This window comes from Proteus sp. G2669 (genome assembly GCF_009915245.1).
Taxonomy (GTDB): Bacteria; Pseudomonadota; Gammaproteobacteria; order Enterobacterales; family Enterobacteriaceae; genus Proteus.
Window position 1 is genome coordinate 412437 of record NZ_JAABLX010000055.1, and the last position, 13752, is coordinate 426188.

Consider the following 13752-nt stretch of genomic DNA (forward strand, 5'->3'; position numbering starts at 1 on the left):
ATCTGATGTCTAGCGAAGCCATTCCTCATTTAAGGTTTGGCTATTTCCAAGATAATCTAACAACCACGTTAAAGCAGGCGATTCACTTTTATCAACCCACGTCAGACAGCATGGACTGTCTGGCAATGGCTGTGCAAGTTTTAAAGTAACTAGCTTTCCTTGGGCTATCAATGGCTCAGCACGATGCCAAGGTACCATTCCTACACATAATCCTGCCAACAAACACTCAAGCCCCATATCCCATGTTGGTACAACCATTCTACGTTGGTTATTTAACGCCCAAGTGTCACGCTTTGGTAAACTACGTGATGTATCCTCTAAACATAAGCTAGGATAAGGTCGCATTTCATCATCGGTTAATGGATGTTCTGCTTTAGCTAATGGGTGATCAACATGACAAACACAGCGCCAAGGCATAAAACCCATATCCCTGAAACTATAACGTTCACCAATCGGTGACGCTCTTGTTGCACCAATGGCTAAATCAACACGACCATTAACTAAGGAGTCCCACACCCCATTAAACACTTCTGGGTAGACATACAACTCAATATCAGGAAAATGGCGATAAAAATCGAGAATAAGTTGTTGTGTTCTTTCGGGTTTAACAATGCCATCAACTGCTATACTAAATTGACCACGCCACCCATTGGAAACCTGTTGACATAGGTGTCGAGTGTCATTCATTTTTTTGATAACAGATCGCGCTTCTTTGATGAAAATTTTACCCGCATCGGTTAATTCTACATCACGGTGACGGCGCTCAAATAAAGGAACGGCGAGCCATTCCTCTAATTGCCGAACAGTATAACTAACGGCGGAGGGCACTCTGTGCAATTCTTGAGCAGCGGAGCTAAAACTTCCTGTTCTTGCGACTGCATCGACAACTTCTAAAGAGTATTCTGACCACATAGAGTTTATTCCTTTGAAAATTTTTCACAGCATTAACCAAATATTCCCGTTTCACAAGTAAAATAAGTCTTAGTTACAATACATAAAATGTTCTACATCACATAGCATAGAAAATAAAATGAATACTAAAACGTCCACACAATCAAAAACACCTATGAGCTTCATGGTGTACCTAGCAGGTTTGAGTATGCTGGGTTACTTAGCAATTGATATGTACTTGCCTGCATTCGGTATGATGCAGCGTGAACTTGCTATCAGCGAAAGCGCTATCAGTAATAGCTTAAGTATCTTTTTATTTGGTTTTGCTGTTGCTCAGTTACTTTGGGGACCACTTTCTGACAAAGTTGGTCGTAAACCTATTCTTCTTATTGGATTAAGCCTTTTCTCTTTAGGCTGCCTTGGTATGTTGTGGGTTGAAAGTGCAACGGGTTTACTTGCGATGCGCTTCTTACAAGCTTTTGGTGTCTGCTCTGCGGCTGTTATTTGGCAAGCATTAGTTATTGATCGCTTCGATGAATCTCGCGCTCAACACGTTTTTGCTTTAATTATGCCACTGGTTGCATTATCACCTGCACTCGCCCCTTTAATTGGTGCATCACTATTAAATCACGGCGGCTGGCGTATGATTTTTATGCTATTAATGGCAGTAACACTTGTTTTAATGTTACCAACATTAATGCTGAAAAATATTAAACAAAAATCAGTCTCCGATGCAAACCAATCTACTGCGTCATTTATGACATTACTGAAATCCCCTCTCTATACAGGTAACGTATTAGTTTACGCTTCTTGTAGTGCAGGTTTCTTTGCTTGGTTAGCAGGTTCACCTATTATTCTTGAGAAGATGGGTTACTCACCACAGGATATCGGTTTAAGCTATATTCCACAAACTATTGCCTTTATGGTCGGTGGCTATGGTTGTCGTATTTTACTGTCAAAAATGACGGGTAAAGCATTATTACCACTGCTGTTAATTGGCTATGCTGTTAGTATGACTGCATTATACCTTGTTGCTAAATTTACTGAGCCAACATTAACCACGATCTTAATTCCGTTCTGTATTATGGCTGCAATGAATGGTGCTTCTTATCCAATCGCTGTATCTAATGCTTTATCGGCTTATCCTGAAATCAGTGGTAAAGCAGCCGCATTACAAAATGCACTACAACTGGGTCTTTGTAGTTTAGCAAGTTTTATCGTGTCTGCATTTATCAGCCAACAACCGCTTATTAACACCACAGCAATTATGGCGTTAACAGCGATCCCAATGGCGGTTGGCTACTTTATTCAGCGTAATAAATCCGTTAGCAAACACACAGTTCAAACAGCAGAATAACCGCACCTCTCCTTTTAGGAATATTCTTAAAAAGGCCGTTTTATAAAAAATGGCCTTTTTCTTTTCTAGAGAAAAATAATCTACGTCTCTATACTTATCTATACGCTGTAGTGGCGTTTTATTTATTTTTCTTTCGGATTTTGAGGCATTAAACAGATTATTAGCTGATTATGTCAGATTAGTTGTCTTATTAATTCTATTCGTTCAATCCATATTGAACACAATACCATTTTAATACTGTCAATCTGTACACGTCCTTTTTTAGCTTTATGTCTCAAAACCCGCTTAGTTTACGCCGGAGAGTATATGAGTACATCTTGTGTAGAAGAAGGCCGAAAGACCTCTAATGATCCTTATAAAAGGATCGCTATAGAACTATTAACTCATGCAGATATTCGAGTAAATGGCTCTGAACCTTATGATATTCAGGTTCACAATCAAAATTTTTATAAAAGAGTATTGCAACAAGGCTCATTAGGTCTCGGTGAAAGCTATATGGACGGTTGGTGGGATTGTGAGCGACTTGATATATTCTTTCATAAAGTATTGCGTGCAGGCCTTGAAAATAAGCTTCCGCAAAACCTACGTGATATTTTCAAAATTGCAACGGCCCGTCTTTTTAATCTACAAACACAAAAACGTGCATGGATGGTTGGTAAAGAGCATTACGATCTTGGTAATGATTTATTTACATCTATGCTTGATCCTAATATGCAATATTCCTGTGGTTATTGGAAAAATGCAGATAACTTAGCACAAGCTCAAGAACACAAATTAGATCTTATTTGCCGGAAGCTAGATTTAAAACCCGGAATGACTTTATTAGATATCGGTTGTGGTTGGGGTGGGCTTGCCGCTTACGCAGCAAAACATTTTGGTGTTTCTGTCACAGGTGTCACCATTTCTGTTGAACAGCAGAAATTGGCACAGGCACGATGCCAAGGACTGGATGTTAATATTATTTTAGAAGATTATCGTGATTTACATGAACAATTTGATCGCATCGTTTCTGTTGGGATGTTTGAGCATGTTGGCCCTAAAAATTATGCAACCTACTTTAAAGTAGTTCGCCGTAACTTAAAAGAAGACGGTCTGTTTTTACTGCATACCATTGGATCTAATCGCGATAAAGTGAATGTAGATAGTTGGATAAGTAAATATATATTTCCTAATGGCTGCTTGCCATCAATTCAAAAAATTGCACATGCCATGGACGGTAAGTTTGTAATGGAAGATTGGCACAACTTTGGTGCTGATTATGATAAAACACTGATGGCATGGTATCAGCGCTTTTTAACCTGTTGGCCAGAGATTGAATCAAATTACACACCGCGCTTTAAACGCATGTTTAGCTATTATCTAAATGCCTGTGCTGGTGCATTTAGAGCCAGAGATATTCAATTATGGCAAATCATGTTAAGCCCTAAAGGGCAAATTGGTGGTTTACAAATTCCACGTTAATTTTTATTAAAAACAAAAAAGCCAGTTTAATCAATAGACTGGCTTTCTTTTTAATCTGGTTTAAAAAGCAATAAAGCTAATAAGTCATAATGTTATTATTACTCTTCGTTTTCACTTTGCTGTGCTGCTAATAAAGCTTGTTGCTGTGCTTGCTGTGCCATAACACGTTCAACTGTATCCACAATCGCTTGAGTTTGAGGATCAAGTTCAATATTCACTTTATCGCCAAGGCGTTTACGACCGAGTGTCGTTCTATCTCGTGTTTCTGGAATAAGATGAACACAGAATCGGTTATTAACCACATCACCAATAGTCAGACTAATACCATCAATACCGATAAAGCCTTTATGCAAAATATATTTCATCAACGATTTATCGAAGATGCGAAACCAAATTTGTAAATTGTTTTCTGAAGTAATAATTTTGGCAACTTCGGCGGTTGTGACAATATGGCCAGACATCACATGCCCGCCTATTTCATCACCATATTTAGCTGCGCGTTCAATATTAACTTCAGAGCCCACGTTTAATTCACCAAGGTTAGTGAGGCGTAACGTCTCTTTCACTAAATCAAAGCTAATGTGCGTACCTTCGATTTTAGTAACCGTTAAACAGCAACCATTGTTCGCAACAGAGGCTCCTGTCTCTAAGTTACCGACTAACTCTTTCGGTAATTCAATGATATGGGTACGAAAATCGCCTTTATCTTCTATAGCAATAACTCGCCCTTTTCCCTGAACAATACCTGTAAACATCTTACATCTCCTTGGGTAGATAAACTGGTAAACTCAATTTAGGCTTATGCTAGTTAGAATAACATAGCTCTTATTAATACAAAGGAACAATTATCGTATTTATTCCTTGCTGAGAATTGCCGTTAAATATAACGTAAAAACACCTAATAAATTATCAAAATCCTGTGTTTAAAAAGCTAAGCATCTTTCGTTGCTAATTAAACTTTTATCATTAGAATATGCCTTCTTGAGGATCTCTTTACGCCATTTTAACAATACGGCGTTTGTTCTCTTCCTTTCCTTCCTTTTTCTTATAATAAATAAAGGTGTATGCGTGCAGAAGTACATAAAAGAAGCGCGTAGCTTACTTGCTTTAGGTATCCCCGTTATCATCGCGCAATTTTCCCAAACGGCAATGGGTGTGGTTGATACTGTTATGGCGGGTGCTGTAAATGCGACAGAAATGTCCGCAGTGGCAGTAGGCACGTCTATTTGGTTACCAACGATTTTACTGGGTCAAGGCATATTAATGGCATTGACGCCAATCGTTGCACAATTAAATGGCTCAGGACAACGAAAACATATTGCGGATCGTACACAGCAAGGTTTTTGGCTCGCGACGTTCTTATCAATCATGGTTATAGCTATACTTTATAACAGCCGATTTATTATTGAAGCACAGCATGATATTGAACCTGAATTGGCGGAAAAAGCTATTGGCTTTATCCACGCCATTATGTGGGGTGCTCCTGGCTGTCTTTATTATCAAGTTTTGCGAAGTCAATGTGAAGGGTTATCCAAAACGAAACCCGGTATGATCATTGGTTTTATTGGTTTATTAATTAACATCCCTGTTAACTACGCCTTTATTTACGGTAAATTTGGTGCGCCACAATTAGGGGGGATAGGTTGTGGTGTTGCAACTGCCTCTGTTTTCTGGGCAATGTTCTTGATGATGCGTTATTACGTGCGTAGAGCACCAACACAGCGAGATGTAATGCCAGTAAAACGGTTAGTGCCTCCGCAATTCCACACTATAAAACGTATTACTTTTTTAGGCCTACCTGTTGGCTTGGCATTATTCTTTGAAGTAACACTTTTCGCCGTTGTTGCATTATTAGTATCACCTTTGGGCGTTACTGCAGTGGCAAGCCATCAAATTGCACTGAATTTTAGCTCATTGATGTTTATGTTCCCTCTATCATTGGGTATAGCAGCAACTATCCGTGTGGGTTATAACTTGGGGCAACGTTCTACAGAACAGGCTCGTATTTCAGCGATTACAGCCCTTGCAGTTGGTTTAATACTGGCAAGCTGTACCGCCGTTTTCTCTATTATCTTTAGAGAAAAAATTGCCTTAATGTATAACGATAATATTGAAGTTGTGACATTAGCCTCTCATCTAATGTTATTCGCTGCCCTTTACCAGTTATCAGATTCAGTACAAGTTATTGGCTCAGGTGTGTTACGTGGGTATAAAGATACGCGTTCTATCTTCTTTATTACTTTTATTGCCTACTGGGTCATTGGTCTGCCTTCAGGTTATATCTTAGGGCGTACTGATTATTTTGTTGAAGCGATGGGCCCTGCCGGTTTCTGGATTGGCTTTATTCTTGGTTTAACCGCATCAGCGATTATGATGGGTTCCCGTATTTGGTGGATCCAGCGTCAATCTGATGAAGTGGTGTTATTACGCTCAGAGCGTTAAACAAAAAGGTTAATTTGGCAAGAGAATGACACAAATATCAACAAATAGCTTTAAATACGAGCAGTTGAGTATAAATTTGTGTTTTTCCTCTTGCCAGAATCAGATCATCTCGTTAATATTCGTTCCCGTTGTTACCCAGAATAGATAATGCGTCCATAGCTCAGTTGGTTAGAGCACCACCTTGACATGGTGGGGGTCGGTGGTTCGAGTCCACTTGGACGCACCATTTATTTTTCAACAACATCTCAATACAGTGCGTCCATAGCTCAGTTGGTTAGAGCACCACCTTGACATGGTGGGGGTCGGTGGTTCGAGTCCACTTGGACGCACCATTTCTCTTTTTTTCTGATTTTTACTCATCTTACCTACCCTACGAAATAATTAATTCGGCTTGCAAAAATTTATTGCGCAACAAAACGTTTAAAAAACAAGCAATCAGCACCGTATTTTGATCACATCACTTAAATTTACCTTTTTTCGATTTTCTTCATAGAAATTAACCTCTATAATACGAAACATAATTTTGTTGAAAGGTTTCAGCGTATTGATTTACGGGCATCTTTAGAAAACAGAACAAATGAATCGTGATAGACTATAATGTAAGATGTCTACCAACCTTTGATACAAAATAGTGACAAGTTTTTTATGATGTTGCTGGATCATTAACATGTTGCGCAACTTATCCATTAGAGATGAGTTTACATATTCTGTTTCGCACAGTTGATTAAAAATAGCGACATTAATCCTTATTCATCCATTACAATACAACCATTAAATAGACTGCCATGAAAAAGACAAAAATTGTTTGCACCATCGGACCAAAAACCGAATCTGAAGAAAAACTGAATCAATTACTGGACGCGGGCATGAATGTTATGCGTCTAAACTTCTCTCACGGTGACTATGAAGAGCATGGCAACCGTATCAAGAACCTGCGTAACGTTTGCGCTAAAACAGGCAAAAAAGCCGCTATTTTATTAGATACTAAAGGTCCAGAAATTCGTACCATCAAATTAGAAGGTGGTAACGATGTCGCTTTAGTTGCTGGCCAAACTTTCACTTTTACTACAGACAAATCTGTTGTTGGTAATAAAGAGCGTGTAGCTGTAACTTATGAAGGTTTCGCAAAAGATTTAACCGTTGGTAATACTGTATTAGTTGATGATGGCCTTATCGGTATGAAAGTAACAAAAGTTACTGATACTGAAGTCGTTTGTGAAGTTTTAAACAACGGTGACTTAGGTGAAAACAAAGGCGTTAACTTACCTGGCGTTTCTATCGGTTTACCTGCATTAGCAGAAAAAGATAAACAAGATCTTATCTTTGGTTGTGAACAAGGTGTTGACTTTGTTGCAGCTTCATTCATTCGTAAACGTTCTGATGTTGAAGAAATGCGTGCACACTTAAAAGCACACGGTGGCGAAAACATCATGATCATCTCAAAAATTGAGAACCAAGAAGGTTTGAATAATTTCGATGAAATTTTAGAAGCCTCTGACGGTATCATGGTTGCACGTGGTGACTTAGGTGTTGAGATCCCAGTTGAAGAAGTTATCTTTGCACAAAAGATGATGATCGAAAAATGTAACGCAGCGCGCAAAGTGGTTATCACTGCAACGCAAATGTTAGATTCAATGATCAAAAATCCACGCCCTACTCGTGCTGAAGCGGGTGACGTTGCGAATGCTATCTTAGATGGTACTGACGCAGTTATGCTGTCAGGTGAAAGTGCGAAAGGTAAATACCCAGTAGAAGCGGTAACTATCATGGCCACGATTTGTGATCGTACTGACCGCATCATGAAATCACGTCTCGAAGTAAGCCAAAAAGGTGCAAAACTGCGTGTTACTGAAGCAGTGTGTCGCGGTGCGGTTGAAATGGCTGATAACTTAGATTCACCACTTATCGTTGTTGCTACTTTCGGCGGTAAATCAGCACGTTCTATCCGTAAATATTTCCCAACAGCACCAATCTTAGCATTAACAAACAATGAAGAAACTGCTCGTCAACTTCTGTTGGTTAAAGGTGTAACAACTCAATTAGTTAACGAAATTTCTTCTACTGATGACTTCTACCGTATCGGTAAAGAAGCCGCATTAGCGAGTGGTTTAGCTCATGCTGGCGATCGCGTTGTTATGGTAACAGGCGCATTAGTTGATAGCGGAACAACAAATACTTCATCTGTTCACGTTCTGTAATTCACATAGTACATTAATTATTCAAAACGCCACTTTTTAAGTGGCGTTTTTTATTATTCACCCATATTTTATTTATTTCTTCTCTTTTCTTTTCCACTTCTTCTATCCTTTTAGTAAGCCTTTTATTCATATACGCTAAATAAGGATATAAAATGTCTGATGACACAATAAATACTAATGTTTTTGCTTGTACTACCCTCGCGATTAAAGATAAAAAAAATCGTATTTACCATGGTAGAACAATGGAATTCTCAACAGACAAACCCGCTTCAATCTTTGCATATTATCCTAAAGCACATACTTTCCAACAGAATGCTCCTGACGGTACACCAGGACTAAAATATGCCGTTAAATACCCTTTTATTGCCATTACAGCGCCAATTAATTTAGAAGGGACAAAAGACGTACTTGAGGGCGTCAATGCTCAAGGCCTTTCTTTTAGCTTGAATATGCTTCCTGATTCAAAACTCGATGATATTACCCCGCAAGATTACGCAACATCAGTACCTATTGCGGCCATCGGTGAATGGGCTTTAGCACAATATGCAACCGTTGAAGAGTTAAGACAAGCCATTCCTAAGACGGCTTTTTGGTCACAAAAACTATTACTTTTACGCAATTTACCCAGCCCTTTTCATTATGCTTTTTATGATAAAACTGGAGCTTGTATTGTTGTTGAAGTTTCTGATGGTCGTTTGCATATTTATGATAATCCGACTTATTGCATGACCAATGGCCCATTATTTCCATGGCATCTTATTAACTTAAATAATTACACTCATCTTTCTAATGTTAATATTTCCACCAGCACATTGGGAAATGTTAAAGTCAAACAACCAGATAGCGGGATTGCTTTAGCTTCCTTACCAAGCTCTGATACTTCTGTCGATAGATTTATTCGTGCGGTTTACTATACAACGTATTATCACCAGGTGTCTGATCCTGATATACAACTCGTTGAATTAGCACATATCATGAACCGTTTCGATCGTCCTAAAAATTCCACAATCGATCCATTACTAGGCCATGACACGTTAAAAGCGCTTCATACTAGTGAATTTTCAGTGTGGACAACGCTCACTGATTTAGAACGAGGAATACTCTTTTTTAGAGGGTATAACAATCTTAACTTCCAAAAATTTACGCTTGAAGCATTTAAAAATGAGGCAGAACCTATTTTCATAAAAGTAAATTTAGAAGGTAATTTATAGATAAAAGCATGAGCAATAATAAAAAAGAGCAGATAATATGTTTTTCTATCAGACTTTTATGAATAAAATTCTTTTGTGAAATAACACGCATTTTTTGTACTGAATATTTGCGTTTTAGGTGTTATTTTTTCTATTGTTCAGTTAATGAGTAAGTAGAATATGGTAAATAAACCCAGCATTTTCTTATATCTGTGCCATACTTATTAATGGCTTCATATAAATGCTACTTGTTCCTTTACACAAATTAATAATAGAGGTTGTAACTATGAAAGCGAAACTTGTACTAGGTGCGGTAATTCTGGCTTCAGGCTTATTAGCAGGTTGTTCTTCTAGTAATAATGCACAGTTAGATCAAATCTCTTCTGATGTAAGTAGCCTGAATTCTCAAGTTCAACAACTAAGTAGTGATGTACAATCTGCTCGTGCTGAAGCTAAATCAGCTTATGACGAAGCCGCTCGTGCTAATCAACGTTTAGATAACCAAGTCACTACTTATAAAAAGTAATTTGACTCACCGATAAGCTCAAAAGCTTTAGGTAAGCATTAATCACAAAGCCCTAACATAGTTAGGGCTTTGATTTATATCAGATTATATTCTTTTAGATTTTCTTGAAGCTTGGAGAATTCCTCAATTTTATATTCTATTTTTTCTTTCAATGCTTTTTTATGATTATTCAATTCATCTTTGTATTTTTCATGCATATTACTAAGAAAATCAATAAATTTACTATTTTCATTGTTTACAGTACTCTTTTCATTTCCTGTTTTATATTCAATAATAAAATTATCTTTAATTAAACACTCTATTTGTGATTTCAAGTACAAATTCAACCCTGGATGAATTTTGTTTTTTATGAAGGCACTAGCTTGTTCATGTACTTCATACAATGCCGCCAACATTAAGTTGACTTGCTTATTTGGATGACCATCAGTAAACGATAGCCTATTATTCTGTTGTTTTAAAAGCTCATTCTTGACTAAACTAAATAGTTTAGTGGTATTTCCAGACAGTGAATTCTGTTTAAATCGAGAACTGATAGTGGCCTCAAGCGACAGTTTTTTTTCATTTATGGTGTCATATTTATGATTAATCGGTACCGTAATACGATTAATCAATTTTGCACATATCCAGTTTATATTTTCTTTTTTACGTTCTTCACTACCTAACAACAATGTTTTGGCACTATTTTTAATTGATATTAATAAATCGGATAGCTGGCTAAATTTGTTTTCAATACTAGAAGTAACACGTTCAAAAGTACTAACCATGTTATTTGAATCAATTTCATAACTGCAATTTACCTATATCAACAAAAGATATTTTTGATATTAAGGAAGTAATCGTTAATTTAATGTTAAATAATACACTTTTATGATTTTAAATTGTTTTTATATAAATTAGCTACTCATAAAAAAAACAGATGCTTATAAGCATCTGTTTTTTTTCTATAACTTTATGAGATATCTAATCAATAGTCACATCCATAGGTATACCCGAGCGACGAATAAGCTCTGCATCGACTTTATTTTTATCGACTTTGCCACTTTCATACCAAGCATTAAATTGCTTCGTAAATGTAAAAGGCATGGTTTGTGGGTCGTCATCTTCATTGCGGGACAGTGGCTGATGAACTTCAATAAATTGTCTACCGTCTGCAGTTTCAGTAAATTTAATCGGTTTATTGATAACCTGAACTCGGCTTCCTTTAGGCACTACATTAAATAATGTCTCAATATCATTTGGACGTAAACGAATGCAGCCTGAGCTAACTCTTAAACCGATACCAAAATCAGCGTTAGTACCGTGAATAAGGTACTCCCCCCTACTATGAGCCAATCTTAACGCATAAGCCCCCATAGGGTTTTCAGGGCCAGCAGGAACAACCGCAGGTAATGTTATTCCTTTTGCTGCATAATTTTTGCGAATATTGGCCGTTGGTGTCCAAGTGGGATCTTTTATAAGTTGAGAAATAGAAGTCACCATTTCAGGTGTTTCACGCCCTAATTGGCCAATACCGATAGGATAAACATCAACTGTACCACCTTCTTTGGGATAATAATAAAGGCGCAATTCGGCAAGATTGATAACAATACCTTTTCGTACAGTATCAGGTAGAATCATCTGCAACGGAATAGTTAATGTTTTACCGGCATCGGGTAGAAGAGGATCAATACCTGGGTTTGCTTCCATCATATTGAGCAATCCCACTTGATATTCAGACGCTATCGCTTCTAGTGAACGCTTGTCATCCGGCACAATGTAAGATTGATTATTACCAATAATACGCTGGCCATCATCAGGTAATAGGTATTCTGTAGCATAAGATAAGTGACTACTCATCCCTAATAGCGATGCACCCAAGAGAGTTAACCATTTTTTCATCGTTTATCCCGTGTGTTAGAAATAAAATAAACTGACTATTATGATGATAACATTATCATTGTTATGCTATTCATATAATTAGTCAGTTTAGATCATTAATGAGGGATCAGGTAACATTTACGCCACAGTGTATTCTGAAAAACGCCTAATAAGCGTTGTCACCATTGCATGTAAACCTTGTGTTCTAGATGGTGTTAAGTGACTTTCCAGGGCTAATGATGAGAAATAATGTTTTACATCCGTCACTAAAGCTTGCTCAACTGTTTTACCTTGAAATAAGATAATAACCAAGGCAACTAGTCCTTTAACAATGCCTGCATCACTATCACCAGCAAGGATAAGTTGCTTACTCTCATTAAGAGAAACAGCGATCCAAACTTGGCTTTGACAACCTTCAATAAAGTTAGCTGAAATGCGTTGTTCATCTGTTAAAGGAGGAAGACGCTCACCTAGCTCCATCATATAAAGATAACGTTGTTCCCAATCCTGACAACGAGAGAAATTGCGTAATAATTTTGCTTCATCTGGCAAATTAGCAACTGCCATGAATAACCTCTTTGTTTTAATCTTTAACCTAATAGCATTTCGATACGCAATAGCGCATTAACCAGTGCATCTATATCGTTTTTATTGGTATACAACCCAAGAGATGCGCGACACATTGCTGGAACTTGATAATAATCCATAATTGGCATAGCACAATGATGCCCGGTACGGATCGCAATACCATAATTATCAAGAAAAGCCCCCACGTCATAAGCGTGATGTTTACCTAAATTAAAAGCTATCACACCTTGGCGAGAATCATTGCCATACAGCGTTAATGATTTTACTTTTTGTAGCTGCTCTTGTGCATACTTCATTATACTATTTTCATATTCCGCAATATTATTCATGCCTAAATTTGAAAGATAATCTAATGCGGCACCTAAGCCAATCATCCCCATAATGTTAGGCGTACCGGCTTCAAAACGCCAAGGCGCATCCGCATAGGTAATATCACCATTGATATGGACATGTTTTATCATTGCACCACCGCCTTCCCAAGGTGGCAATTCATCGAGTACTGCTTTTTTACCGTACAACAAACCAATCCCTGTCGGTCCATAAAGCTTATGAGCACTACAAACAAAAAAGTCACAATCAAGTTGTGAAACATTAATGGATTGATGCATTGCGCTCTGCGCACCATCAACCAAAATATGTAATTCACCACCTTGTTGAGAAGCATATTGCCGAGCATCATAAATAATTTGTGCAACAGGATTCACTGTACCTAATACATTTGATTGATGCGTAATACTAAGTAATTTTGTTCGTTCATCAATTAAACTAGGCAACTGACTTAAGTCCAGCGTACCATCTTGCAATAATGGTAAAATACGGACATGAAAACCATACTGTTTTGCCAGCATATACCACGGAACAATATTCGCATGGTGTTCCATTTCTGTGATGATGATATTATCACCATCGTTTAGGAATCGTTGGCTATAAACATTCGCAATTAGATTGATCCCTTCCGTTGTTCCTTTAACAAAAACGATCTCTTCTTCGCTATTGGCACCTAAAAAATCACAGGCTTTTTTACGGACATTTTCAACTAACGTTGTCGCATTCGCACTTAACGTATGAATGCCGCGATGAACCGCGGCATATTGTGTTAAGGCAAACTGCTTTTCATGTTCAATGACGCAAGCCGGTTTTTGAGCACTTGCGGCACTGTCGAGATAAATCAATGGTTTTCCTTTCACTTGTTGTGAAAGGATTGGAAAGTCATCTCGCGCTTTTTCAATGGAATGCGTCATA

At 37.7% G+C, this 13752-nt stretch carries 12 protein-coding genes and 2 tRNA genes; 8 read left to right on the forward strand and 6 right to left on the reverse strand.

What is annotated here, in order from left to right; genetic code table 11:
• Positions 1-9: 9 nt before the first annotated feature.
• Complete coding sequence (gene punR / locus GWI68_RS19440; RefSeq protein WP_166541354.1) at positions 10-912, reverse strand: DNA-binding transcriptional activator PunR; 903 nt, start codon at positions 910-912, stop codon at positions 10-12.
• 118 nt (positions 913-1030) lie between these two features.
• Between punR and punC the strand changes: the two genes are divergently transcribed.
• Both punC and cfa read left to right on the forward strand, forming a co-directional pair.
• Positions 1031-2248: a purine nucleoside transporter PunC gene (punC, locus tag GWI68_RS19445; protein ID WP_166541355.1), complete on the forward strand. Its 1218-nt coding sequence runs from the start codon at positions 1031-1033 to the stop codon at positions 2246-2248.
• Between the two features lie 306 nt (positions 2249-2554).
• Entirely contained in the window at positions 2555-3709 is a 1155-nt protein-coding gene (gene cfa, locus GWI68_RS19450; RefSeq protein ID WP_109408698.1) for a cyclopropane fatty acyl phospholipid synthase, read from the forward strand.
• Positions 3710-3807: 98 nt separating this feature from the next.
• Here the strand turns inward: cfa and GWI68_RS19455 are convergent, their stop codons facing one another.
• The gene (locus GWI68_RS19455; RefSeq protein WP_109408697.1) at positions 3808-4464 is read right to left on the reverse strand and encodes a riboflavin synthase subunit alpha; all 657 of its coding nucleotides are present in this window, start codon (positions 4462-4464) and stop codon (positions 3808-3810) included.
• Between the two features lie 313 nt (positions 4465-4777).
• On the opposite strand from GWI68_RS19455, the gene GWI68_RS19460 reads away from it, so the two are divergent.
• The 6 genes from GWI68_RS19460 (at position 4778) to GWI68_RS19485 (ending at position 10065) form a co-directional block, all read left to right on the forward strand.
• Complete coding sequence (locus GWI68_RS19460) at positions 4778-6151, forward strand: MATE family efflux transporter (RefSeq protein ID WP_109408696.1); 1374 nt, start codon at positions 4778-4780, stop codon at positions 6149-6151.
• A 149-nt stretch (positions 6152-6300) separates the two neighbouring features.
• Positions 6301-6377, forward strand: a tRNA-Val gene (locus GWI68_RS19465).
• Positions 6378-6406: 29 nt separating this feature from the next.
• Positions 6407-6483, forward strand: a tRNA-Val gene (locus GWI68_RS19470).
• Positions 6484-6936: 453 nt separating this feature from the next.
• Positions 6937-8349, forward strand: coding sequence for a pyruvate kinase PykF (gene pykF / locus GWI68_RS19475; RefSeq protein ID WP_109408695.1), 1413 nt, complete (start codon positions 6937-6939; stop codon positions 8347-8349).
• Between the two features lie 152 nt (positions 8350-8501).
• Entirely contained in the window at positions 8502-9560 is a 1059-nt protein-coding gene (locus tag GWI68_RS19480; RefSeq protein WP_166541356.1) for a linear amide C-N hydrolase, read from the forward strand.
• 265 nt (positions 9561-9825) lie between these two features.
• Positions 9826-10065 (forward strand): major outer membrane lipoprotein, encoded by a 240-nt coding sequence (locus GWI68_RS19485; RefSeq protein ID WP_036937280.1) that lies wholly within the window; start codon positions 9826-9828, stop codon positions 10063-10065.
• 74 nt (positions 10066-10139) lie between these two features.
• On the opposite strand, the gene GWI68_RS19490 is transcribed toward GWI68_RS19485, so the two are convergent.
• The 4 genes from GWI68_RS19490 to sufS form a co-directional block, all read right to left on the reverse strand.
• A complete protein-coding gene (locus tag GWI68_RS19490) occupies positions 10140-10829 on the reverse strand; it encodes a hypothetical protein (RefSeq protein ID WP_166541357.1) in 690 nt (229 codons plus the stop codon).
• Positions 10830-11025: 196 nt separating this feature from the next.
• A complete protein-coding gene (locus tag GWI68_RS19495; protein WP_166541358.1) occupies positions 11026-11943 on the reverse strand; it encodes a L,D-transpeptidase family protein in 918 nt (305 codons plus the stop codon).
• Positions 11944-12060: 117 nt separating this feature from the next.
• Positions 12061-12489: a cysteine desulfuration protein SufE gene (sufE, locus tag GWI68_RS19500; RefSeq protein ID WP_166541359.1), complete on the reverse strand. Its 429-nt coding sequence runs from the start codon at positions 12487-12489 to the stop codon at positions 12061-12063.
• 23 nt (positions 12490-12512) lie between these two features.
• Positions 12513-13751, reverse strand: coding sequence for a cysteine desulfurase SufS (sufS, locus tag GWI68_RS19505; RefSeq protein WP_166541360.1), 1239 nt, complete (start codon positions 13749-13751; stop codon positions 12513-12515).
• Position 13752: the final 1 nt, after the last annotated feature.